The 24,301-nt window shown below is 65.6% G+C and carries 19 protein-coding genes; 11 read left to right on the forward strand and 8 right to left on the reverse strand.

From position 1 onward, the window contains the following. The first annotated feature begins 8 nt into the window (after positions 1-8). The 5 genes from ABT392_RS06600 to ABT392_RS06620 all read left to right on the forward strand — a co-directional run bounded on the left by ABT392_RS06600 (position 9) and on the right by ABT392_RS06620 (position 6,152). Positions 9-1,193, forward strand: coding sequence for a glycosyltransferase family 4 protein (locus ABT392_RS06600; protein WP_395386259.1), 1,185 nt, complete (start codon positions 9-11; stop codon positions 1,191-1,193). Continuing rightward, on the forward strand, positions 1,190-2,410 hold the full coding sequence (locus ABT392_RS06605; RefSeq protein ID WP_395386258.1) for a glycosyltransferase family 4 protein: 1,221 nt from the start codon (positions 1,190-1,192) through the stop codon (positions 2,408-2,410). The genes ABT392_RS06600 and ABT392_RS06605 overlap by 4 nt, the downstream gene beginning before the upstream one ends. Before the next feature lie 109 nt (positions 2,411-2,519). Continuing rightward, positions 2,520-3,839: a UDP-glucose dehydrogenase family protein gene (locus tag ABT392_RS06610; protein ID WP_395386257.1), complete on the forward strand. Its 1,320-nt coding sequence runs from the start codon at positions 2,520-2,522 to the stop codon at positions 3,837-3,839. Positions 3,840-3,885: 46 nt separating this feature from the next. Next, a complete protein-coding gene (locus ABT392_RS06615; RefSeq protein WP_395386256.1) occupies positions 3,886-5,205 on the forward strand; it encodes a putative O-glycosylation ligase, exosortase A system-associated in 1,320 nt (439 codons plus the stop codon). After that, positions 5,205-6,152, forward strand: a complete 948-nt coding sequence (locus tag ABT392_RS06620; protein ID WP_395386255.1) for a polysaccharide deacetylase family protein — start codon at positions 5,205-5,207, stop codon at positions 6,150-6,152. The genes ABT392_RS06615 and ABT392_RS06620 overlap by 1 nt, the downstream gene beginning before the upstream one ends. A gap of 37 nt (positions 6,153-6,189) precedes the next feature. Here ABT392_RS06620 and ABT392_RS06625 read toward each other — a convergent pair whose 3' ends face one another. Both ABT392_RS06625 and ABT392_RS06630 read right to left on the reverse strand, forming a co-directional pair. Next, positions 6,190-7,866 carry an asparagine synthetase B family protein gene (locus ABT392_RS06625; RefSeq protein WP_395386254.1) on the reverse strand — a complete coding sequence of 559 codons (1,677 nt, stop codon included), beginning with the start codon at positions 7,864-7,866 and terminating at the stop codon, positions 6,190-6,192. A gap of 29 nt (positions 7,867-7,895) precedes the next feature. Continuing rightward, complete coding sequence (locus ABT392_RS06630) at positions 7,896-9,089, reverse strand: right-handed parallel beta-helix repeat-containing protein (RefSeq protein ID WP_395386253.1); 1,194 nt, start codon at positions 9,087-9,089, stop codon at positions 7,896-7,898. Between the two features lie 239 nt (positions 9,090-9,328). Here ABT392_RS06630 and ABT392_RS06635 point away from each other — a divergent pair, with 239 nt between their 5' ends. The 6 genes from ABT392_RS06635 to ABT392_RS06660 all read left to right on the forward strand — a co-directional run bounded on the left by ABT392_RS06635 (position 9,329) and on the right by ABT392_RS06660 (position 16,239). Continuing rightward, on the forward strand, positions 9,329-10,570 hold the full coding sequence (locus ABT392_RS06635) for a glycosyltransferase (protein WP_395386252.1): 1,242 nt from the start codon (positions 9,329-9,331) through the stop codon (positions 10,568-10,570). A 105-nt stretch (positions 10,571-10,675) separates the two neighbouring features. Beyond that, positions 10,676-11,527 carry an AAC(3) family N-acetyltransferase gene (locus ABT392_RS06640; RefSeq protein ID WP_395386251.1) on the forward strand — a complete coding sequence of 284 codons (852 nt, stop codon included), beginning with the start codon at positions 10,676-10,678 and terminating at the stop codon, positions 11,525-11,527. After that, positions 11,520-13,427: an HAD-IIIC family phosphatase gene (locus ABT392_RS06645; protein WP_395386250.1), complete on the forward strand. Its 1,908-nt coding sequence runs from the start codon at positions 11,520-11,522 to the stop codon at positions 13,425-13,427. The genes ABT392_RS06640 and ABT392_RS06645 overlap by 8 nt, the downstream gene beginning before the upstream one ends. A gap of 52 nt (positions 13,428-13,479) precedes the next feature. Further along, positions 13,480-13,716, forward strand: coding sequence for an acyl carrier protein (locus ABT392_RS06650; RefSeq protein WP_395386249.1), 237 nt, complete (start codon positions 13,480-13,482; stop codon positions 13,714-13,716). Then, the gene (locus ABT392_RS06655) at positions 13,713-14,945 is read left to right on the forward strand and encodes an SDR family oxidoreductase (RefSeq protein ID WP_395386248.1); all 1,233 of its coding nucleotides are present in this window, start codon (positions 13,713-13,715) and stop codon (positions 14,943-14,945) included. Before ABT392_RS06650 ends, ABT392_RS06655 begins: the two co-directional genes overlap by 4 nt. A 10-nt stretch (positions 14,946-14,955) precedes the next feature. Then, the gene (locus tag ABT392_RS06660; RefSeq protein WP_395386247.1) at positions 14,956-16,239 is read left to right on the forward strand and encodes a glycoside hydrolase family protein; all 1,284 of its coding nucleotides are present in this window, start codon (positions 14,956-14,958) and stop codon (positions 16,237-16,239) included. Between the two features lie 31 nt (positions 16,240-16,270). Here ABT392_RS06660 and ABT392_RS06665 read toward each other — a convergent pair whose 3' ends face one another. The 6 genes from ABT392_RS06665 to ABT392_RS06690 all read right to left on the reverse strand — a co-directional run bounded on the left by ABT392_RS06665 (position 16,271) and on the right by ABT392_RS06690 (position 24,299). Beyond that, a complete protein-coding gene (locus ABT392_RS06665) occupies positions 16,271-18,001 on the reverse strand; it encodes an asparagine synthase-related protein (protein ID WP_395386246.1) in 1,731 nt (576 codons plus the stop codon). 10 nt (positions 18,002-18,011) lie between these two features. Further along, positions 18,012-19,475: a lipopolysaccharide biosynthesis protein gene (locus ABT392_RS06670; RefSeq protein ID WP_395386245.1), complete on the reverse strand. Its 1,464-nt coding sequence runs from the start codon at positions 19,473-19,475 to the stop codon at positions 18,012-18,014. A gap of 150 nt (positions 19,476-19,625) precedes the next feature. After that, positions 19,626-20,423, reverse strand: a complete 798-nt coding sequence (locus ABT392_RS06675) for a hypothetical protein (RefSeq protein ID WP_395386244.1) — start codon at positions 20,421-20,423, stop codon at positions 19,626-19,628. After that, positions 20,420-22,567: a GNAT family N-acetyltransferase gene (locus ABT392_RS06680; RefSeq protein ID WP_395386243.1), complete on the reverse strand. Its 2,148-nt coding sequence runs from the start codon at positions 22,565-22,567 to the stop codon at positions 20,420-20,422. Before ABT392_RS06680 ends, ABT392_RS06675 begins: the two co-directional genes overlap by 4 nt. Next, complete coding sequence (locus ABT392_RS06685; RefSeq protein WP_395386242.1) at positions 22,564-23,457, reverse strand: hydrolase 1, exosortase A system-associated; 894 nt, start codon at positions 23,455-23,457, stop codon at positions 22,564-22,566. Before ABT392_RS06685 ends, ABT392_RS06680 begins: the two co-directional genes overlap by 4 nt. Continuing rightward, entirely contained in the window at positions 23,454-24,299 is an 846-nt protein-coding gene (locus ABT392_RS06690) for a hydrolase 2, exosortase A system-associated (RefSeq protein WP_395386241.1), read from the reverse strand. The genes ABT392_RS06685 and ABT392_RS06690 overlap by 4 nt, the downstream gene beginning before the upstream one ends. Between the last annotated feature and the right edge of the window lie 2 nt (positions 24,300-24,301).

The following is a 24,301-nucleotide window of genomic DNA, read 5'->3' on the forward strand; positions in this document are numbered from 1 at the left end:
CAGACATCATGAAGATCGTATACCACCACCGCACCGCTTCGCGCGATGGCCAGTCGACCCATATTGAGGAGATGATCCGCGGCTTGCGGGCCAATGGTCATGTCGTCGTTGAAAGCGCTCCGGCGGTCGATGCTGTGGCGTCAACCAGCGGGGGCAGTGCGGGTTGGGTTGGAATCCTCAAGACTTGGCTGCCCAAGCCTGCCTACGAGCTGGCAGAAGTCGCTTATTCCTTCGTGGCTTATCGCAGGATGGCTCGAGCCATCCGGGAGCTCAAGCCCGACGGCATCTACGAACGATACAACCTGTTCCTGCTGGCCGGTGTCTGGGCCAAGAAGCGATTCAGGCTCCCTTTGATCCTGGAAGTGAACGCCCCGATGGCGGTCGAACGTGCACAGTATGGCGGACTTTCCATGCCTGGCCTGGCGCATCGCCTCGAGCGCTATGTGTGGCGCCAGGCCGACCGCATCCTGCCGGTCACCCAGGTCCTGGCGGACTACATGGTGAGCATTGGCGTCGATCCGTCCCGAATCCAGGTGATTCCAAATGGCATCAACCCGGCGCATTTCGAGAAGCTGCCAACAGCGCAGCAGGCCAAGGCCGAGCTGGGTCTTGAAGGACGTCTGGTCGTTGGCTTCACAGGCTTCGTGCGCGAGTGGGACCGGCTGGACCGCATCATGAAATGGATCGCAACTCAGCCAGCGGCGCACAACGTGCACCTGCTCGTGATTGGCGATGGTCCAGCGCGCGCCGAGATCGAGGCCTGTGCCGCCGACCTTGGCGTTTCCGACCGATTGAGCTTTACCGGTGCTGTCCCACGCGAGCGAGTGCCGGCGCTTTCAATGGCCTTTGATATCGCCTTGCAGACAGCGCTTGTTCCCTATGCATCGCCGCTGTGCCTGTTCGAGTACCTGGCGCTGGGCAAGGCCATCGTCGCTCCTGACCAGCCCAATCATCACGAAATTCTGGCGCATGGCGAAAACGCCTACCTGTATCGACCGGACGACGAACTGGGCATTGAGAAAGCGCTGGATGCCCTGACGGCCGACCCGCGCATGCGCGAGGACGTGTCCGCCAAGGCACGGGAAGTAATCACGAACAAAGGCCTGACCTGGAGCCAGCATGCCCGGCGCGTGGCCAAGCTGTTCGAAGATCTGGGCGTCCAAACGCGGCCCGTTGCCGCCTCGCAATCATGAGCCGACCGCTTCGCTTGCTTACCTTCTCGACGCTGTATCCGAGCAGCGTGCGACCGGGTCATGGCATCTTCGTGGAGACGCGGCTGCGTGAGCTGCTGTCAGGGGGCGGCATCGAAGCCAAGGTGGTCGCGCCGGTACCCTGGTTCCCCTTCACTCATCCCCGCTTTGGCGAATACGCAAAGATGGCGGCAACCCCGCGGCGTGAGCAGCGCAACGGCCTGGATGTGCTGCATCCGCGCTATCTCCTGCCGCCCAAGGTCGGCATGGCAATAGCTCCCGACTCGCTTGCGCGCGGCGCGGCGCGCGCCATCGACCAACTGCTGGACGAAGGCTTCGAGTTTGACGTCATCGACGCCCATTACTACTACCCGGATGGTGTGGCAGCAGCCTGGCTGGCGCGCCGCTACGGCAAGCCGCTGACCATCACGGCCCGTGGCACGGACCTGAACCTGATTCCGCAGAATGCGCGGGCGCGTCGGCGCATCCACGAGGCCGCACTACAGGCAGACGCGTCTATCGGCGTCTGCCGTGCACTGATCGACGTACTCAGGGACTGGGGGCTGCCCGAGCAGAAGCTGCATGTGTTCCGCAACGGGGTCGACCTAGAGCGCTTCCGGCCCACGGATCAGGCCAAGGCTCGTGAGGAACTCGGCTTGGTTGGCGCCGGCCCCTGGCTCATAAGCGTGGGCTATCTGGTGGAGCGCAAGGGCCACCACCTGAGCATCGAGGCGCTAGCCCAGCTCGGCAAGAGCCATCCTGAGGCGCGCCTGGTGCTTGTGGGGCAGGGTGAGGAAGAGCGTGCACTGCGCGCACTGGCCCAGCGACTGGGTGTAGCCGACCGCGTGATCTTTGCCGGCCCCCAGCCCAATGTCGACCTGTATCGCTGGTACAGCGCCGCAGACCTGTTCATTCTGGCAAGCAGCCGCGAAGGCTGGGCCAATGTGCTGCTGGAGTCCATGGCCTGCGGCACGCCGGTGGTGGCCAGCAGCATCTGGGGAACGCCCGAAGTGGTCTCTGACCCAGCAGTCGGCATGCTCGTGGCCGAGCGCTCTGGCCCCGCATTTGCCGCTGCCATCGCCGCGCAATTGGCCAAGCAGGCGGATCGCAGGCATGTGCGCCGTTATGCAGAAGGCTTCAGCTGGCAGGCGACCAGCGATGCGCAGCGCGAGCTCTTTAGCCGCTTGGCGCTGGGTCAAAAGGCAGCGCGCTCAAAATGAGCGAATTCATGCAGAAAGTCCGCGTGCGGGTGGTGCGCGCGTATGGTGGCGATTTGTCGTCACTGAAGCGCGATACTCTGCGCGGCATTAAAGAATCGGATCGGGAAAGATGAAAGTTACTGTCATTGGTTCGGGATATGTGGGCCTGGTCACCGGCGCCTGCCTTGCCGAGATGGGCAACCATGTGCTTTGCCTGGACGTAGACCCGGCCAAGATCCGCATCCTCAAGGAAGGCGGCATCCCGATTCACGAGCCGGGCTTGCTGGAGCTGGTGAAGCGGAACATGGCAGCGGGTCGCCTGGACTTCACGACCGAGGCAGAACGTGCCGTCCAGCACGGCACGCTGCAGTTCATCGCTGTAGGCACGCCCTCGGATGAAGACGGTTCGGCTGACTTGCAATACGTGCTGGCCGCCGCCAGCAATCTCGGTCGCTTGATGACCGACTACAAGGTCGTCGTCGACAAGAGCACGGTGCCCGTGGGCACGGCCGACAAGGTCCGGGCCGCCATCAAGGCCGAACTGCACAAGCGCGAGCTCCAACTTGATTTTGCCGTGGTCTCTAACCCGGAGTTCCTAAAGGAAGGCGCCGCCGTCGACGACTTCATGCGGCCGGACCGCGTGATCGTTGGCAGCGACGACGAGCGCGCCACGCTCTTGATGCGCGCCCTCTATGCGCCTTTTGTGCGCAACCGGGACCGCCTGCTGGTGATGGATCCGCGTAGTGCCGAGTTCACCAAGTACGCCGCCAACGCCATGCTGGCGACCCGCATCAGTTTCATGAACGAGCTGTCGCGCCTGGCCGAGCGGCTGGGCGCCGACATCGAGCTGGTGCGCCAGGGCATAGGCAGCGATCCGCGGATTGGCACGCAGTTCCTCTACCCGGGTGCTGGCTATGGCGGCTCCTGCTTCCCCAAGGACGTCAAGGCGCTGGTCCGGACCGCCTCGGAGTCCGGCATGCCGCTGGAGCTGCTTAGCGCGGTCGAATCGGTCAACGAGACGCAGAAGCTGGTGCTGGTCAATAAGGTCGTGACCCGTTTCGGCGAAGACCTCTCGGGCCGCACCTTCGCACTCTGGGGCCTGGCGTTCAAGCCCAACACGGACGACATGCGCGAGGCGCCCAGCCGGGTGATCATCGCCGAGTTGGTCCGCCGCGGCGCTACGGTGCGCGCCTACGATCCGATCGCCCGCGACGAAGCTCGCCGTGTCCTCGCGGTCTCGCCTCATCTGGCGCTGGTTGACAGTGCTCGCGAAGCGCTGGAGGGGGCAGACGCGCTTCTGATCGTTACGGAATGGAAGGAATTCCGCAGTCCCGATTTCGATGCCATCAAGCAGGCACTGACCCATCCGCTGATCTTTGACGGCCGCAATCTATACGAGCCCGAACTGGTCCGCGCCATGGGATTCGAATATCTGCCCATTGGGCGCTGACGGTTTGGCTGGCCTCTTGCCGCCTCGTGCGGGAGTGTATTGAGCGATGTTCACCCTGACTGTCGTTGCAGCGATTGCTGCGTTTGCACTTTATGGGCTCAAGCACCCTTGGATCGGCGTGCTTGGGTGGACCTGGGTCAGCCTGATGAATCCGCATGCGCTGACTTGGCGTCTGTCGGGTGCGCCGGTGGCCGCCGTCATGGCTGTCTCGACCCTGATCGGCCTGCTGGCGACGCGCGACCGCCGCGATTTCAGCTTCAGCCGCGAAATGGTGTTCCTTGCTTTGTTCATGGCCTGGATGTGCATCACGCTGCCGTTCTCAGTAGTGTTTGATCCCAGCTATGCGCTGTGGAACCGGGTGATGAAGATCGACCTCATGATCCTGGTCGCGCTGTTCGTCCTGTATTCGCGCCAGCACATCATGATGCTGGCCTGGGTGGTGGCCGGTTCGGTCGGCATCTACGGCGTCAAGGGCGGCCTGTTCACGATTGCGACAGGCGGCTCTTACAGGGTCTGGGGCCCGGACGGCACCTACATTTATGGCAACAACGAAGTCGCGCTGGCCCTGGTGATGACGATTCCGCTGATGCGCTTCCTGCAGATGACCACGGACAAGGCCTGGGTCAAACGGGCGCTGATGGCCTCCATGCTGTTGTGCGCGGCGGCTGCCGTGGGCAGCCAGTCACGGGGCGCCTTGCTGGCCATCTCGGCCATGGCCACCGTTATGTGGTGGCGCGGCCCGAACCGATTGCGCAGTGGCTTGCTGATGCTGCTGCTAGGCGTGCTGCTGGTGATCTTCATGCCGGACACATGGTCCGACCGCATGTCCACGATCAAGACCTACGACCAGGACGACTCGGCCAACCAGCGCCTGAACGCGTGGTCCATGGCCTGGAACATTGCCAAGGATCGCTTGTTCGGTGCCGGCTTCATGGTTTCGGTGCCCGAGGTGTGCCTGCAGTATTCGCCGATTCCCACCGATTGCCGCGCGGCGCACAGCATCTACTTCATGGTGCTGGGCGAGCATGGCTTCATCGGTCTGGCGCTGTTTCTCACTTTCTGGTTCCTGGTCTGGCGTTCGGCCGGCCGGCTGCGTCTGGACGCTGCCAAGCGACCCGAGACCCAGTGGCTGGCGCCGTTGGGCGCCATGGCGCAAGTCAGCCTGGCAGGCTATGCGGTAGGTGGTGCATTCCTGAGTCTGTCCTACTACGACCTGCCGTACAACGTGATGGTGCTGGTGGTTCTGGGCCGACGCTGGATGGCACGCGAGGCCTGGACGCAGGAGGCTGCCGTTGAGAAAGCCGAGCAGCCGGGCGCGAAGGCGAACGGTAAGACGTCGCTGCAGGCACGCATGGGAGTTGGTTGATGTTGCTCAGAAACATGCTGGCCCTGGCCGCACCTGCCGGTCGGCGTTCGCGCCTGTCGGTGCTGATGTTCCACCGGGTGACGCCCGAACCGGACCCCATCTTTCCGGACGAAATGCATGCGCAGCGTTTCGATGAGCTGTGCGCCCGCCTCAAGGGCTGGTTCAACGTACTACCCCTTGACGAGGCGGCGCGCCGGCTCGACGAAGGAAGCCTGCCGAGCCGGCCGCTCAGCATTACCTTCGATGACGGCTATGCCGACAACCACGAGGTGGCCCTGCCCATCCTGCAGCGGCATGGCCTGAGTGCGACCTTCTTTATCTCCACCGGCTTCCTCGACGGCGGCCGCATGTGGAACGACAGCCTGATTGAAGCCGTGCGCGGCTGCAGGCTTGCCGAGCTGGACCTGAGTTCATTGGGCCTGGGGCGTCATCCGCTCGGCAGCTTCGAGCAGAAGCGCCAGGCCGCCCAATCGCTGATCGGCAAGGTCAAGTACCAGCCGGTGGCGCGCCGCCTGGAGCTGGGCGTGGAGATTGCCGCCCTGGCCGGTGTGGAACTGCCGACCAAGCTGATGATGAGCAGCTCCCAAGTGGTCGAACTGCGCCGCGCCGGCATGCAGATCGGGGCGCACACACAGTCGCATCCCATCCTGGCCAAGCTCGACGTGGCGGCCGCGCGGGCGGAAATCCTCGGAAGCAAGCAGGCCCTGGAGACCATGCTGGGCGAGCGCGTCGGGCTATTCGCCTACCCGAATGGCAAGCCGGGCGAGGACTATTCGCCGGCCAACGTCGAGACAACGCGCGAGCTGGGTTTCGACGCCGCCGTTAGCACCGCCTGGGGCGCCAGCCGGACCGGCGACGATCTGATGCAGATCCACCGGTTCACGCCCTGGGACCGCTCACCGTCCCGCTTCGGCTGGCGCATGCTGGCCAATTTGCGCCGCGGCTGAGAGGCCAAGGTTGCCAAGGGATGGCAGCCAGCTGCGTTCAGCCAAGTCGGTAGTTAGGCGCCTTGGCGACCAGCCACTGCTCCAGCATCATGAGGATCCAGACCATCTCGCCGAAGTAGCCGGCATGTTCATTGAGTCGATGGTCCAGAAGCTGGCTGACAAACTCACGCCGCACGATGCCGCGATCGGCCAGGCCGTGCAGCGAGCGGCTGGCCAGCGCCTTCAGCTCGGCATTGCGTGTGGTCCAGACGCCGAACGGCAGGCCGAAACCCTGCTTCTTCTTGGTGATGATCTCGTCCGGCAGGAAGCCGCGCAGCGCCTCCTTGAAGAACCATCGCAGCCGCGTACCCTTGAGCTTGAAATCGGGCCGCAGCCGCTCAGAGAACGCCAGCAGATCGTCGTCCAGCATGGGAAATCCGACACTAAGTCCCGCGAGACCGGTGGTGCCCACGACCTTGGGTAGATCGCAGTCCGCCAGCGTGTAGCGCCAGTCGAAGGCCAGCATGCGGTTGACGAGATTCCCGGTCCGTGCCTGTGGCCACAGCGCGCGCTGCTGCTGCGCTGGATCCTCGATGTTTACCGCGGCCAGCAGTTGCGGCGTCAGTACCTCCTGCAGGCCCAAATGGAATAGCAGGTTGTAGGTCATCAGGCGGTCGGGCATGGGCACCTTGGCCTGGTTGACGTAGCTGGCGCCCTTCTTGATCAATGGAATCCGGCGCACCAGACTGTTGCTGCTGACCGGCTCCATCACGCCGTGACGCAGCGCCGCCGGAATGCTGTTGTAGAGGTCAAACACTGTCTGCTTGGCGTAGCGGGTGTTGCCGCCGAACAGCTCGTCACCGCCATCGCCTGCCAGGATGCGGGTGACGCCGTCTTCCCGGGCCATCTTGGCGCAGTAGTAGGCAGGCAGGGCGGACGAGTTGCCGAACGGCTGGTCGTAATGAGCCGCCACGGACGGGATGCTGGCCACCAGGTCAGCCGGCGTCACGTAGTACTCGTGGTGCTCGGTCTTGAAGTGCCGGGCCGCGAGGCGGGCATATTCCATCTCGTCGTAGCCGTCGGCATCGAAGCCGATCGAGTAACTGGCAGCCTGGCGGTCGGCGACCTGGCCGAGCATGCCGGCAACGGTCGAGCTGTCCGTACCACCGCTGAGGAAGCAGGCCGGCTTGCTGCCGTCCAGCTGGCTCTGCACGGCATGGCGCAACACGCCCTTGAATTCCTTGGCGAGGACCTCGAAGGACTCGCGGCCATCGTCAATGAAATCCGGCACCCAGTAGGGCTCGACGCTCAGGCTGCCCGCGTCGAAGACGGCCAGATGGCCGGCCGGCAGGCGCTGCACGCCGCGGTAGATGGTGCGAGGAGAGGGAATTACGTGGAAGTACAGGTAGTTGAAGATCGCCTGCGGATCGAGCTCGGGCTCGGCCGTGGCCAGCGCATCGGCTCGCGCGGCAAAACGCAGCTTGCCGGCGTCGAGCCGGTAGCACAGGCTGTCCAGCGAGAATCGGTCAACGGCCAGCAGGCAGCGGCCGTCCGCCAGCTGCAGGCCGACCGAGAAGCGACCTTTGACGCCGGCCAGCACCTCGGCGGCCGTACTGCCCGAGGCGAAGGCCTGCCTCCACGCGGCGAGGGCACCCTCGCTGGCCGCGAGCGCGGCCAGGCGGGCATCGGCGAAGCGCGGCGAGCCGGTGGCGAAGGACGGATCTTTTTCGGACATGAGGTCGGATGGTCGGTAAGAGAAAGAGTTCATTCCAGCGACTGCAGCGCGCCCGGCTGGCGTGCCGGGCCCTTGAGTGCCACCCAGTGGTGAGGGTGACGGTACTCGCCTTGGGGCATCAGTGGCACGCCGTCCTGGGCCGGCAGTTGCACGGCCGAGCCGCGCAGACGCGAGTGTCGCTTGAGTCGGTAGTCGGCGGTGGCGGGCGACACCAACTCGGCAGGCACAATGACGGTGTTGTTGCGGAAAGTTCCACTCGCCGACGCATCAAGCGAGCGATTGGCGGCAAGAAGGTTGTTGACGGCCGTCAGCTCGACCGACCCTGACGCGACGCGAAGCAGGCTGCCGCCGCGGCGCTCGTCGATTAGGGTGTTGTTGACCAGGTAAAGCGCGTTGCGTGGCCAGCGGTAACCTTCCTCGCCATAGGAGATGAGGTTCGGGTTCTCGGTGCTTGCGGTCTGCTGGATAATGTTGCCGATCACGTAGGCAAGCCCGCCATTGGGCAGGTTCAGCTCGTAGCTGGCGCGACCGCCCGTTTCGTCGGTCAGGCGGTTGTAGCGGATGTCGTTGACCTGAGCGCGGCTCTTCAACAGGTGGCCGATCAGGGCGTGGTGGAAGTAGCTGCCGCTGACTTCGAGCCGCGCGATGTTGCCTGCGTACAGGTGGTGCGACAGCCCGTCGCCGGCGCCGTTGAAGGCAAACTCGCTGTCGCGGACCGTGAGCCGCAGGCTCGCGTCGTTGCCGGTGAGGATGCCGTTCTCGTTATTGCGGAACAGGCAGTCCTGCACAAGCAGGCTGCCCTGTTCCAGCCGGATGCCTGCGCCATTGCGGTCGGGGACCTGCGCCCCGATGAAGTCGAAGCCGCGCACCTCGAAGCCTTCTGCGCGCACCACCCAGATGCCCTTGGCCTCTGCGGCTTGGCCGGCCGCGAACAGCTCGACACGTCCGCCTACAGCGACCAGGCGCAGGTCGCGCTGAGTCCACACGGCGACGTCTCCCGGGTAGGCGCCGGCGTCGACCTCGATCCGGTCACCGTCGCGCGCCACGGCGGCGGCGGCGGCGGGCGTCTGCAGTTCGCGTTCGGGGCCTACGCGCAGGGTCCTGCCGGTATCACGCGCAAGGGCCGTCAGGGCACACGTCGTGCCGCCGGCCAGTACGATCATCAGCAAAACGACCGAAGGCTGCGAAGCGAGTTGGCGAAGCGGGTAGGAACTTGAGCGCATCGGCGGTTTGCTGGAGAAGTGGCGACGACAGCGCCTGGAGGTTGGCCGCGCAGCGCGAGATTCTGCTGGCTGCTGCAGATGATCGCAATCGCGGCGATGCCACAAGCCGAGGACATACCGCCACTGCGTGCAATCTGGCGCCATTCGCGGAGCGGCAGCCACTAGCGCAGTGATAGCATGCCGCCGGCCCCAGGGTCACCATCCTGAGATCACGCTGACACGACGGAGCCCGAACTCGCATGAAGCGCGTGTTGATGATCGCCTACCACTTTCCGCCGCTGGCCGGCAGCAGCGGCATTCAGCGCACGCTGCGTCTGGTCCAGCAACTGCCTGAGTTCGGCTGGCAGTGCGCAGTGCTCAGCGCGAGTCCGCGGGCGTATGAGCGCACCAGCGACGACTTGATGGACGAGGTGCCGGCGGGCGTGCCTGTGCGGCGAGCCTTCGCGCTCGATACCGCCCGCCACCTGCAGGTCGCAGGCCGCTACCTGGCCTCCATGGCGCGGCCGGACCGCTGGATCAGCTGGCGCTTCGACGGCGTCCGCCAAGGCATGCAGCTGGTCCGCGAGTTCCGGCCTGACGTGATCTGGTCCACATATCCGCTGGCCAGCGCTCATTTGATTGCTGCGGCGCTGCATCGTAAGACTGGGATTCCATGGGTGGCCGATTTCCGCGATCCGATGGCGCACGAGGGCTACCCGGCCGATCCCGCGACCTGGCAGGAATTCCTGGCCATCGAGCAGACGGTGATGCGCGATGCCCGGCGTTCCGTATTCACGACACCCGGTGCTGCCGCGATGTACAAGGAGCGCTATCCCGATGCCGCTGCGCGCATCAGCGTCGTCGAGAACGGCTACGACGAGGAGAGCTTTGCCAACATCGTGGCACCGCCGCTGGCCGAGACCAGGGGTCGGCCAATCGTGCTTTTGCACAGCGGCATCGTCTACGCCATCGAGCGCGACCCGACCCAGCTTTTCATCGCCCTGGGCCGGCTGTACCAGGCCGGTCGCCTCTCTCCTGGTGACCTGCGCATCCGTTTTCGTGCGGCCGTCAACGAAGCTATGCTGCGTGAACTGGCGGGTCGGCATGGCGCCGCCGATTTCCTCGACATCTGCCCGCCGCTGCCCTACCGCGATGCGCTGGCCGAGATGATGGCTGCCGATGCGTTGCTGGTCATGCAGGCCAGCGACTGCAACGCCCAAATTCCCGCCAAGATCTACGAGTACCTTCGGGCTGGCCGTCCAATCATCGGCCTGACCGATCCGGCTGGCGACACAGCGGGTGTCTTGCGTGCTGCCGGTCTGCCGGACGTGGTTCGCATAGACTCCGCGGCCGCCATCGAGGCAGCCCTTCCTGATCTGTTGGCACGATGGCGCGCGGGCAGTTTGCCACTGGCTTCGCCAGCCGCCGTCCGGGCCGCATCGCGGAGGAGTCGGGCCAGAGACATGGCTGCCGTGCTGGGTGCCAGCCTGGAGGCGTCCTGAGGCTGGCAGCAGAACGAGAACCATCGCACGAGCCCACGCTTCTCGTTTGGTGCGTCGCCTGTCTCGGGCTCCGGAAACTGATGGAGGCCTCGGTATAGTCCGGGCATGTCGCTGCGTACCCGCCTGAAAACCATTGTCAAGAAAGAGCTGAAGTCCCTGCGGCGCCGCTACATGGACCACTTTCACGCCTTTTCACCGTCGGATCTGCAGGCGCGCCTGCGGGATCTTGGTCTTGGGCCTGGCGACGTGGTGCTTGTACACAGTTCCTTCGATGCTTTCGAGGGATTCCAAGGCAAAGCCAATGACGTGATCAGCGCGCTTCAGGCCACGGTTGGTCTGGATGGCCTGCTGCTGATGCCGACCATGGGATTCACAGGCTCGGCCATCGAAGTGGCACGCTCGGGTGCGGTCTTTGACGTCAAGCGCTCGCCATCGCGCATGGGCCTGATCAGCGAACTGTTTCGGCGCACGCCTGGCGTTCTGCGAAGTGTCCATCCCACGCACCCCATTGCCTGCTGGGGGCGCGACGCTGACGTGGCGGTGCGCGACCATCACCTCAGCAAAACGCCCTGCGGCCGCGGCACACCCTTCGAGTTTCTGTCCAAGTCCGGCGGCAAGATCCTGCTGCTGGGCACGGGCCTGGGAGTGCTGACCTTCTATCACCACCTCGAGGAGGTCTGCGAATCGCGCCTAATCGAGAGCCCGTTTACCAAGGAAATTTTCAGCTTCAAGTCCAAGGCCGCCGACGGCCAGGTGCTCGAGACCAGCAACCGGCTCTACGAACCGGCCCTGTCGAAGCGGCGCAACCTGCACAAGCTCGAGCCGGCGATCAAGCGCCAGGCCGGTGGCTGGCGCCAGGCCAGTGCCGGCCGGCTGGACATCATCCTGCTGTCGGTGCCTGCCGTGGAGGCGGCGATGAACGAACTGATGGCGCAAGGAATCTATTGCTATGACTGAGCAAGCCGTGCGGCCGCTGGCGGCCGCTACTATCGCGAGGCCCGAGGGCCGCGGCCTCGTCCAGGCACTGCTGGCCGAAGGTCAGTTGCAGGCAGCGATCGAGGCGGCACGCCTGCTGCTGCTCGACCAGCCCAGCACCCTCAACCAGCGCTTCGTGCGTCAACAGGCTCAAGCGGTGACGCAGCCGGGGCTCAAGCCGCTCAAGCTGGCCTTTCTGTCCTCTTTCTCCATCGAGTTCATCCACGATGCCGTGATCGCCCAGGGCTTTGCGAACGGCCTGGCGATCGAGATCTACCAGCCCGGCTTCGGCCAGGTGCGTCAGGAGATTCTGAACCCGGCCAGCGGCCTCTACGCCTTCGCGCCCGATCTGACCTTGCTGGCCATCGAGGGCGAGGATTGGCTGCCCGAGCTCTACGCGGGGTTCATGGATGCCGACCCTGCCACCGAGTCGCTGACCCAGGCGACGACGCGCTGCCTTGACGACCTGGTCGACCTGGCGCGGCAGTTCCGCCGCCATTGCAGCAAGCCGCTGTTGGTCCACAACTTTGCCCAGGCGCCGCACCGTGCGGCGGGCATTGCCGATGCCCGACTGGGCAAATCACAGGCGGCGCTGCTGGCCGCGTTCAACCGCGACCTCTGCCAGGCGTTGGCCGAGCTTGTCGACACCTACGTGTTCGACTACGCCGGCCTGGTGGCGCAGCAGGGAAGTCGCCACTGGTACGACGCCCGCATGCGGCTCTACGCCAAGGCGCCCATCGCGGCCGCCATGCTGGGCGCACTGAGCCGCGAGCTCATGAAATACGCACGCGCCTTCAGCGGCCTCAGCAAGAAGTGCCTGGTCCTGGACCTCGACAATACCTTGTGGGGCGGCGTCATCGGTGAGGACGGCATCGACGGCATCCAGCTCGGCGCCAACTACCCAGGCAGTGCTTTCGTCGAGTTCCAGCGTGCCGTGCACGGCCTGGCTCAGCGCGGTGTGATCCTTGCGCTGGCGAGCAAGAACAACGCCGCCGACGTGGACGCGGTGTTCGCCCAGCATCCCTTCATGCAGCTCAAGCCGGCCCAGTTCGCGGCCTCCCAGGTGCACTGGGAGCCGAAGTCCGAATCGTTGAAGCGCATCGCGAGCCAGCTGAGCATCGGCCTGGAGCACATGGTCTTCGTTGACGACAACCCGGTGGAATGCGAGCAGGTGCGGCGCGAGCTGCCCATGGTCACGGTGATCCAGCTGCCCAAGCGACCCGAGGCCTACGTCGATGCCTTGCTGGATGAGGGCCTGTTCGACACGCTGGGCCTGTCTGACGAGGACCGGCGCCGAGGCGCGCTTTACCAGCAGCGCGCTCAAGCCGAGAGCATGCGCAGCAGCAGTGGCAGCATCGAGGACTACTACCGCAGCTTGGCCATGCAGCTGAGCGTCGCGCCGGTCGATGCGGGCACGCTGGCGCGCACGGCCCAGCTGACCCAGAAGACCAACCAGTTCAACGTGACAACCTTCCGCTACTCGGAGGCCGACGTGGCCGGGCGTATGGCGGATGCGAGCTGGCTGGCGCTCACCGTCGGCGTGCGCGACCGCTTCGGCGACAACGGCATCGTCGGCATCCTGATGGCCCAGCAGCAGGGCGAGCGGCTGGAGATCGATACCTTCCTGTTGAGCTGCCGCGTGATCGGTCGCACGGTGGAGACCGCCATGCTGGCCCAGCTCTGCGAGGCCGCTGAACAGCGTGGCCTGAGCCACCTGGGCGGTCAACTGCGGCCCACGGCCAAGAACCAGCCGGCGCGCGATCTCTTCGAGCGCCATGGCTTCAGCAAGGAGAGCGAGGACGCCGAGGGCAACAGCCGCTGGGTGCTGGACCTGCGCGAGTCGTTCATCGCCTTTCCGGCCTGGTTCGTGCGTGGCGCCTGAGCCCGCCGTGCCGTCCAATACTGCAGATTATTTTTTTAATCGGAGCCCCTGAATGTCTAAGAACGTCGAGCAGACCATCAAGGAAGTGATGGCCGTCGTGCTGAACATCGACGCGGACCGCATCAACGACGACACCTCGATGGACAACACGCCGGGCTGGGACTCGGCCAATCACATCAACCTGGTGCTGGGCCTCGAGGACGAGTTCGCGATCTCCTTCGAGGTGGCCGAGTTCGAGATGATGCGAAGCTATTTCGACATCGTCGGCCTGGTCGGGGCCAAGCTGTGAGCAGCCGGCCAGAGGCTGCCGAACTTGGCTTCGGCGACATCGAGGTCGGCCAAGTCTACGAGATCGAGCGGAGCTTTAGCGCAACGGACGTGCAGGCTTTTGCGGCGGTCAGCGGCGACCACAGCCCGCTGCACGTGGACCCTGCCTATGCCGCCGGCACCGAGTTCGGCAGCTGCGTGGTGCACGGCATCCTTCTCGCCTCGCTGTTCTCGCAGCTGGTCGGCATGCGCGTGCCGGGCCGGCATGCGCTCTACCTCGGCCAGGACCTGACGTTCCGCCGCCCCGTCCTGGTGGGCGAGAGCGTGAGGGCCATTGCCAAGGTGACGGCCAAGAGCGAGGCGACCAGCACGGTGGTGCTGAACACCGAGATCCGCAGCAGCGATGACAAGGTCATCGTGATGGGCACGGCCAAGGTCAAGGTGCGCGATCAGGTCCGCGAATCTGTCGCCGCGGCTTCCGCCGCTTCGGCGGTGCCGGCCGGCGCAGCGCGCAGCGTGGCCCTGGTGACCGGCGCCTCGCGCGGCATGGGCGCCGAGATCGCCCGGACCCTGGCGCGCCGCGGCCATGCCGTGGCCGTGAACTACCTGCGCAGCGCCGACAAGGCTGAGCAGGTGGTGCAGGAGATTGTGGCAGCCGGTGGCGTGGCAATGGCCTTCCAGGCTGACGTGCGCGATGCGGAGGCCGTCCGGGCGATGACGCAGCAGATCGTCGAACGGCTGGGGCCGCCGACCGTGCTGGTGAACTCGGCTGTCGGCGAGTTCGCCAACCGGCCCATCGCCGAGCTGCGCTGGAGCGACTTCGAGGACCACCTCGAGTACCAGCTGAAGGCGGTGCTCAACACCTGCCAGAGCGTTCATCCTCTGATGAAGGCGGCCGGTGCTGGCGCCATCGTCAACATGCTGTCGCAGGTGGTCGGTGGCGTCCCGCCCAACGGCCTGGCTGACTATGTCAGCGCCAAGACCGCCTTGCTCGGCCTGTCCAAGGCCATGGCGGCCGAGTGGGCCGAGGACGGCGTGCGCGTCAACATGGTGTCGCCGGGACTCACGCGCACCGAGATGACACAGCACTACCACGAGCGCGTCTTCAAGATGGAAGCGGCCCGCACGCCGCTCAAGCGCATTGCCACGACGGCCGATGTGGCCAACAGCGTCAGCTACCTCGCCGGTGACGACAGCGCCTTCATGACGGGCGTGAATGTCTTCGTGACCGGCGGACAAACCATGATCTAAGGGGCACAGATTGAGACTCGGCACCAAGGCCCGCATCATCAAGAAGAGTTTTTTCACCGGGAGCTTGAAGGCCCGCTACTGGGCCGCCTCGCACCTGCTGGCCGAAGTGCGTGCACTCTGGGCTCCGGGCCGCGAGGCGTTCCGCCGCGAGGTGGGGCGCAACCAGTGGCGCCACCTGAGCGGTGACGTGCAGCCCGTCAAGGGCGAGTACGAGCAACGTGCCCGCGCGGCCGTGGACTGGATACTGCTCGGTCAGGCCGCGACGCCCGACGACGGCGTGGCCCTCGGCTATTTCCCATGCGACAAGGGCGGCAGTGGCAGCGGCTGGCGCGCTTCCTACCCGGAGACGACCGGCTACATCATCACCTCGCTGCTGGCCTATGCGAAACGCAGCGGCGATGCGGCAGTGGCCGAGGCGGCGATGCGCATGGCGTACTGGGAGGTCGACGTGCAGATGGCCTCCGGCGCGGTGCAGGGCGGTCCGGTCTGTGCCCCGCAGAAGCAGACGGCTGCGGCCTTCAACACCGGCATGGTGCTGGACGGCTGGTGCTCGGCCTACGCGCATTCCGGCGACCAGCGCATCTTCGCAGCCGCGCGCGGCGCTGCCGACTTCCTGGTCAACGACCTGGACGAGCAGGGCTACTACAAGACCAACGGCGCCTTCGTCAGCAGCGGCGAGATCAAGACCTACACCTGCCTGTGCGCCTGGGCCGTCTATCGTTTCGGCGAACTCAGCGGCGAGGAGCGCTACAGGGCCGCGGCCCTCCGCTCCATCGAGGCCGCTTTGCGGCAGCAGCAGCCCAATGGCTGGTTCGCCCACAGCTGCCTCACGCATTCCGATGCGCCCCTGACCCACACCATCGGCTACACCTTGCAAGGCGTGCTGGAGGTCGGTCTGCTGGCCGGCCGCAGCGACTTCGTTGCCGCGGTGCGTCGCACGCTGGATGCGCTGCTGCCGCAAATGCAGCCCAAGGGCTACCTGGCTGGCCGCTTCTACGCCGACTGGGAACCGGCGGCGTTCTGGTCCTGCCTGACAGGCTCGGCCCAGTTGGCCATCGTGGCCTACCGCCTCAGCCAGCACCTGGGCGAGCCCTGCTATGCAGACTCCGCCGACAAGCTGGTCGACTACCTGAAAGCATTGCAGCTGACTAGCTCGGACGATCCCGGCACCGTGGGCGCGATGGCTGGTTCCTTCCCCTTGTTCGGCGCCTACATGCGTGCCGGCTATCCGAATTGGGCGACCAAGTACTTTCTGGATGCGCTGATGCTGCAGCAGGAGCGGCGCGGACCCTGAGCCAGGCCCGGCCGGGCCGCCGGCGGCCCGGTCAGTTGAGCTGCCGCACGTGCCTGGCGTAGGTCTCGAGCACAGCCAGCACGTGGCCGCAATCGCGCAGTCCCAGCGCATGCAGGGCGGCGGCCAGCGTGACGCCGCCGGTCGAGAACGCACCCGAACGGCGCGCCGTTCCGAGCGCTTGCAGGGTTCGTTTCGCCACCGCCAGGCGCTCACTCGGCGACGTTCGGTGATGGGCCTGCTTCTCCTCCCATTGGTAGCTACCCACGTCGTCGCCCTTGACCGGGCAGGGCACGTGGCCGGGGTAAGTCTGCCAGGGCGTTCTGCGCGCCACCTCGGGCATGCATTCGAACCATTCGGTATACAGGCGATGAAGAATGCCCTGGCGAGCTGGCGTGGCCGCGATCGCCTTCAGGAAGGCGGCGTCGTAGAAGGGCGTGAGCAGTTCCAGGCCATGCTGGTCGATGGTCTCGAAATGCTTGAACAGATGGCGGCGCTGGTCATTGAACAGCAGGAACAGGTAGATCTGCCGGCCCGGCTCGCGACGCGCATAGCGCTGCATCTCCGCCAGCACCGCCTGGTGCAGGCGGCCCGGCATGGTGCCCGCGACCGCGCGTGCCATGGCCTTGGTGGGCAGGGCGATGCGGTTGAACTTCAGGAAGTACTGCGCGGCTTCGGCGAGCCCCCGCTGCTCTGCGATGTCGAGCATTTCCTCGTCCATGTAGACATGGCCCATCCCCACGCTGCCGCCGTCGCCGGACCAGATGAGCTGCCTGCGGTCCACGTCGATGGGCTGGACTTGCTCCAGTGCGGTCTTGGCGGCCAGGGCGAGGAAAGAGAAGTTCGGAAAGTTGCCGCCCGGCAGGCAGTGCAGGGCCAGGCGTGGCCCGACCTCGGCGGCAAGCTGCTGAGCAAAATACTGATCCTGGCTGGCCGTGGCCGAGAAATTGAGCGCCTCGATGCGACGCTCACCCTTGAGTAGCGTGGCCACGATGGCCCGCGAGTCCATGCCGCCGCTCAGGAAGCTGTAGACGCTGCGGTCTGCCCCGGCGCGTAGGGTCACGGCCTCCTCGAAGAGCTGGTACAGCTGCGGTGCCGTCGGAATGGCTGCCGGGCTCGCATGCGCGGCCTCGGCCCAGTCGTAGTAGGCCGTGCTGGACACCCGCCCCGTTGTCGCGACGAGGACTTCGCATTCACGCAGCGTGGTGACCTCGGCATAGGGCGTGCGGCCGGCAAGCGGAAAGGAGAAGGCACTGACCTCCGCCATGCCCAGCGGCGACAGGCTGCGCCGCAACCAGGGTAGGCTTTCGAGCATGCGCATGGCCGTTGCAAAGACGAGGATGCCGTCCTGCACGGCGTAGTAGACCGGCCGCAGGCCCACATGGTCTGTGCTCAGCGTCAGGCGGTGTTCGGCTGCCTCGTAATCTACGGCGGCAAAAGAGCCGCGGCTGCCGGCCAGCAGGTCGAAATGGCCCGAGCGCAGGGCCTGGCCGAGTCGGGCCGCCTGGCGCGAGCGCGACGCGGGCTTGCCACTGAGCAAAGGGTCGCCGGTCACTTTGGTGACGCCATCGGTGTTGCACAGCCAAGTCGATTCTTCGAAGGCACCGGAGTCCCAGCTTTCGAGCACGAAGGCCAACGCTTCGTAGCGACAACGATGGCCGCGTTTGTCGTCGGTGGTGCGCAGCGCGGCGTGCAGCTCGCGCGTCAGGGCAGTGGGGACCTGCTGCTTGGCATTCAGGCAATAGGCGCCAGCAAAGATTGTCATGCGGACTCTCTCATGGGTGGGAGGGCTTTTCGGCCTCGCCCGGTCGAACTAGTTTCAGCAACTGCCCTGCGCTGCCACGGTCCAGCCCGAACAGCATGCCGAGGTAGACCAGCGCGGCGACGCCGACCATCAGGCTGATGGCCGGCCAGCTCGGCAGGGCGACCTGGTCGCATGCACGGCCGGTGGCCATGACGGCGGCGGCCATTGTGGCGCTGAAGGCGGCGGGCTTGGCCAGGGCGCGTAGCGCATCGGGGATGCCGATGCCAAGGACCGCCGACGAGCGATGGATGTTCCGTGCCACAAGCAGAGGCAGACCGATCAACCAGGCCATGGCCAGGCCAGTGGCGCCGAAGCTGGCGCCGATCAGGAAGAAGATCGGCATCAGGATCACACCGGTGATGCTATTGCGCAGGTCGATGCCGGCATGCCCCGTGCCCTGGATGGCACTCGACTGCAGCACGCTCAAAAGGCGCAGCGGCAGGGCGAGGGCGACGATCTGCAGCGGCGCCACGGCACCGCCCCAATTGGGCCCGAGCAAGGCCGGCAGCAGCCAGGGCGATATTGCAGCCAGCCCCCACAGGACAGGCACGACCACGTAGGCGATCAGGCGCAGGCCGGTCAGCAGGGCGGGCTGGATGGCGGCCGCGTCGCGATGCAACTGGGCAATCACCGGGTAGGTCACCTGGTTGATGACCGTCATAACGCGGCTGACCGGGAGCATCGCCAGGTGCATGGCGACCGAGTACTCGCCCAAGGCCGTCTTGGACAGCAAGCGGCCGGCGATAAGCACGTCGCTCTGGCCGAAGACATAGCTGGCGACGCGTGACATCGCGATCTTGAAGCCGAAGCCTATCAGCCCCCTGGCCGGACGCAGGTCGAAACTGGGCATCACGTTCAGCGGCTCGAGCAGGTTCAGCAGTACGACGCGCAGCAGCGCGCCAGCCAGCGGCCCGGCTATCAGCGACCAGACGCCGTAGCCGCGCCAGGCAAGGATCGCCGTGGTCAGCGTGATGCTCAGGTTGACGAAGAACTCGATCACCGAGCTGCCCTTGAAGCGTAGGTTGCGCCGCAATTGCGCGTCCGACATGGCTGCCAGCGGCGCGAGTACCAGTTGCAGTGCCGAAACCTGGATCAGCGGCGTGGCCTCCGGCGCCTGGTAAAAGGCAGCCAGCAATGGCGCCAGGGCCACCACCAAGGCCGCACCGCCAAAGGAGAACAGGATGGAGGCGCCAAAGATGCTGCGCAGCTGCGGGCGCTCGAGTTTCTGGGATTGGACGATGCCGGCACCGATGCCGAATTCGGCCGCCATCGAGACGATAGACAGCACGGCCGTGCAGATTGCCGCCAGGCCATAGTCCTGCGGGGCCAGCGTGCGCATTACATAGATGGTGCCGACCCAGGACAGCAGCTGCGAGCCGAAGCGGCTGGCTGCCGTCCAGCGCAGGCCTTGCAGGAACTGGCGTTCTACGCTCATTGATGCCTCCTGGGCGTTTCGCGCCATCCCGGCGTGCGAGGACGATCATCGAGGGGCGGCCGGGCGAGGAGGCTCATGCGAGCAGTTCGCCCATCGGCATCGGATTCAGGCCTTCTTGAAGTTGCATTTCTGTCCGTAGGGCCTCGAGATTTAGTGCGAAGCCGCAGACGCTGGTGCAGCGGCCATGTCGGGCGCGCTCGGGACTGCCGCGGGCTCACGCCAGGCTCCGAGCTTCTGCATACGCTCCTTCAGCGCATCGATGTTCAAGCCGGCTTCCTGAGCGAGCTGGGCGTGGATCAGCGCTTTTTCCGGCTTGCCTGCGTCCAGGTACAGCGAGGCGATGTTTCGCAGGGTGAAGGGACTGGCACCCTTTTGTGCGGCGGCGAAGTCGATCTGGGCCTCGGCCTCGGCTGCGCGGCCAGTCTGGACCATGTGATGTGCATAGATCAGCCGAACCAGGAGGTCGTCCGGGCGGAACGCGATGCCCCGCTGAAAGTAGCAATCCACTGAGAATTTGGTCTCGATGGGCTGGGGCGTCTTCAATCGGATGGCCAGGTTGGAAAGCGAGATCAGGGCGCGGTGATGGTTGGGGAAGATGCCCAACGTGTACGACAGGTCCTTGCCCGGGTGCCGGACCAGCTTGCCGCGCAGGCCGGCCTCCACCTCGGGAGTGAAGTGCTCGATCTCGACAACCCTCAGCAAGGCCTCGTGCGAGCGGTAGGTGTTCTCGGGAATGTAGTGGTCCGGACGGTAGTCGAAGGGCCCCCATTGCATCGCCAGGCTGCCACAGGCGAGCGGCAGCGTCTGGGCTTGCGCCCCAAGACTGGACAGGCTCAGGGCGATGGCAAGGCTGATCGACTTCAAGATGGGCTCCAGCGAACTGATGGCGAAACGGATTGTGCAGCAGGCCCAGCGGGCCGGGGGCGCGTCGCGCTCTTGTCGGGTCATGCTGGGGCCTCGGGCTTGGTCCATAGGTGTCGGAGCCGGCTGACGACGACCTTGGCCGAACGCCTGCAGAGGTCGATGGCCAGATCCCTGAAGCCGACGAAGGAAAGCGGGTTGTAGGCCACGATGCCCCAGCGCTCGCGCCGCGCCGACATCCAGGTCTGCTTGTAAGGGTCGTCGCCGATGAGGTAGTCCACCTCGTGCACGTGATCGATGTCGATCACGTGCTTCATCAGCGCGGCCGTCAGCACCGTGCCGGGCGAGTAATGCTTGTATGCCTCGTCATAGGCCACCTTGTAGATGTCGGCCCGGTCGTTCGCCACGATCCAGATCTGCGCGGCGATCGGCTTCTCCCCGAGCCAAACCACGCCCAGGCGCAGCCAGCCGCGCTGCTCACAGCAATTGATCAGGCCGGGGATGAACTCAAGATAGGGCTCGGGCTGCTTCCAGCTGGCTGCGTAGACCTCGTTGTAGGCGCGGATGCCGCGTTCCATGTCGCCGTCGACCAGCACCTCGACCCGAGCGCCATCGGCATGCAGCTTCTTGCCCATGCGGGAGATGGTGTTGCGCTGTTTGCCCGCGCGCCCTTCAAGGTAGGCGGCCCAACTCGCCTGCTGGCTCAGGTACCAGTTGCCGAAGCAGAAGTAGGGAAAGCTGACCAGGTTGGCCAGGCGCAGGGCCGACAGCAGGCTGCGGAAGCTGCGCGCATCGGTCGCCATGGGGAAGAATTGGAAGGAACTGAGGCCGGGATGGTCGCGGACCACCGCCTTGAGCAAGCCGGCCAGCTCCAGGTCGGGCAGTCCGGCCGATAGCAGGGGGGCATACAGGGCGGTGTAGTAGTTGGCCAGCGCCTGAACGCGATGGCCGGTCAGCGTGGCTGTCACCAACAAGGGCAGAGCTGCTACCGGATGACCGTCCTTTTCCATGACGTAGAACTTCACGCCCGGATGGTCCTGGAACACCTTGTCAACGAGGTTGGTGTACCAGTCGACACCGAATTGTATGGACTGGGTTTCAGCTTCGGAGAAGAACTGCAGCAGGGCAGGCGGGAACTGCTTGGGATGGCTGTAGTGGCAGATCTGCATCGCGTTGGTTGAGGCTGTTCTGTCGGTGCGGCGTTTGTAGACACGGCGGCCCAGGCGCGTGGCGCGCGCCGTCGTGCGGGTCAGTGCATTGCGGTAGAAGCCCAGGTGGCGGATCCAGCGATGGCCGGTCGACCATTTCAGCTGCTCGTCGGTAGCATCGGTGTAGAACTCGATGCGTCCGCCGGGCAGTAGCCCGAAGCAATGCTCGATGGCCAGGCGCAGTAGCTCGCGGCCCGGTGCGTAGTTGGAGGCGCTTTCGAGGTAGGTGGTCTTCAGCATGACCAGGGTCGAGTCCTCGATGATGGCCAGGCGCGAGGCCACTAGCAGCTCGCCATGCCACAACTCCCACGCAATGGCCAAGCCGTTGCTGGCGTGCTGTTGCATGACTTCGTCGTAGAAGCTGCGCTGGGCGACCGAACTGCCCACGGCCGTGCCCTGGTTGCCCTTCCAGCCGGCGGTTTCGAGCTCGGCATAGCGCTGCACGGCCGCGGAGAGCTCGTCGGCCCGGGTTAGCGCTGTTAGGCGGACGGCCAGTCCATCGGTCGTGGCGCGCCGGCGGTAGCGGTCGAGGTTCTGCGCCAACTTCTTGGGCCGCGCCGCCCAGTACTCGGCAAAGCTGCCGGTCAGCTCGATGGACATGGTGAGCGCCTGGTCGACGCTGTCGCTGATTGCCAGGCTCTGCTGCGCGAGTTCGCCGAAATCGGGATCGCAGCAGAGCAGGTCCAGTTCGGCCACCAGTCCGGGAAGGGCCTGGATGAGGCTTTCGGCGTCATCGGCCTGGGTCAGCAGCGTGGGGCCGAGTTGCGACTGCTCGGGCAGGAAGCTGCGCCACGAGAAGTGGTTGCTTCGCTGAACGATGCACATGCCGTCCACGCGACCTTCGCGTGTCAGGATGCAGAGATGCTCGGCGCCCGTCCCGAAATTGGCGAGCAGTGCATTGACGAAGCGGCTGCCCAGCATGGGGTTGGGTCCGAACAGCCGTCGGCGCAAGGCGTCCCAAGCTTCGGAATGCTCGCCCAGGCTCCATGGCAAGCGATGGATGCTCCAGTTCGACCCACTCATGGGCCTGCCTTTCGCTGCGGCGCCGCAAGGCTCGCGCCCATCCATTGAGCGGTCAGCATCTCCACCTCGCGTCGCCAGGCGGCCGAAGAAAAGGTGTGGTCCACCCCCTCCAGCAGGTGCTGCTTGGTGTCACGACCTTGGACCAGCCTGCTCCAGGCCGGGCTGGCACGGACCAGATCCTGAAATTCCTTGGCCACGTAGTCGTCGCCGCTCAGCAGCAGCAGGACCGGTCCCTGGAATGCCGACCAGGCGCGCGCCATGCGGTCCTGAAAGGTAAGTGTGGCGCCCGAACCGCTCCTGCGCTGTCGGCTCGCACTGGCTGTTCGCAGCTTGCCGAGGAATTCGCGCAGCGCCTTCAGGCCGGTACCGCCACGCAGCAGCTTGAGCCAGAACTCCTTCTGCCGCAGGCGCTGCGTGTAGTAGTGGCGGACCTGGGTCTTGGCCAGCGTTTCGGCCGACCGCACCCAGGGGTTGAGCAGGACCAGGCCGTCAACGCCAGCGGCCGGGCCGGCAGCATCCAGGTAGAGCAAGGCGGCACTGGCACCGTCGCAGAGTCCCCAGAGCACCACCTTGTCGACAGCCGGGCAGTGCCGGCGAAGACTTTGCACGGCAGCAGCCACGTCAGCCTCCACGTCGATGAATGTATGGGTTTTACCGGGACTGTCGCCCATGCCCCGGTAGTCGAAGCGCAGGCAGTGGTGGCCCTGGCTGGCCAGCGCACGGGCCAGCAGGGTGAACTGGCGATGACTGCCAGCGCGGTACTGCGGCCCTCCAACGATGACGATCACGCCGACGCCACTCGCCTGCCGTTCGCCCGGCGGCTCGGACAGGATGCCGAGCAGGGGCTCGCCCTGACATTCGAAGCAAAAGACGCTGTCCCGTCCGGTCACGCGCCACTCCTTGCGGCGACGTCGGCCGCCAGCAGCAGGCGCGAGCAGGCCTCGATGAGGGCAGGAACCTCCTCGATCTCCGCTGTCTGCCAAAATCCTGCCCCCCGCACCAACTCGCAGGACAGCGCATAGCCGGCATCGCGCCAGTGCTGCTGTGCCTGCTGGGATACCGGCGAGAACTGGGCGTCCTCCCGGCTTACCAGTTCAACCCAGACCAACTGCGGGGGGCTCGCGCGGGCACCCTGCGGGGGCAGCAACTGGGCAGTTTCGAGGCCCTGTGCGAGCGCTGCTGACAGGGTGTAGCCGGCAATTTCCAGGGCCTGGCCCTGCTCCAGGTCGGCGCGCATCCGGGCCATCAGGCCCTTGCTGCTGCCGTCCAGCATGTCGCCGGCCAGCTTGAGTCGCAGGAACTGCTGCAGGAGTGGCTTGCCGGACACCGGCGGCTGGACGAAGAGCAGGTGGGACGGCACGGCAAGGCGCCGGTGAGCCTCGGCCGCCAGCAGGCAGCCGCTGCGCAGGCCCCAGAGCCACAGCGGCAGGTTGCTTGGGCGCGCCAGCAGCCATTCGCAGGCGTGCAGCACGTCGTCGATCCAGGCCTCCCAGCTCGCGTCGCCGAAGTCGCCCGAGCTATCGCCGCAGCCAAGCAGGTCGATCTGCAGGACGTCGAAGCCGGCCTTGGCGAGCGCACGCGCCTGCAGGGCCGCCATGCGGCGGGCCTTGTTCATTTCGTCAGCGAACGGGGCGAGGTAGAGGATGCGTCCGCGCGGCCGCTCTCCATCTGCCTCGTGGTGAACGCAGAAACGCTGTCCGTGTCTTGGGCTGTCCAGGTAGAAGGCGTGCATTC

The sequence above is a fragment of the Paucibacter sp. JuS9 genome (assembly GCF_044043925.2).
In the GTDB taxonomy this organism is placed as follows: Bacteria; Pseudomonadota; Gammaproteobacteria; order Burkholderiales; family Burkholderiaceae_C; genus JAUASW01.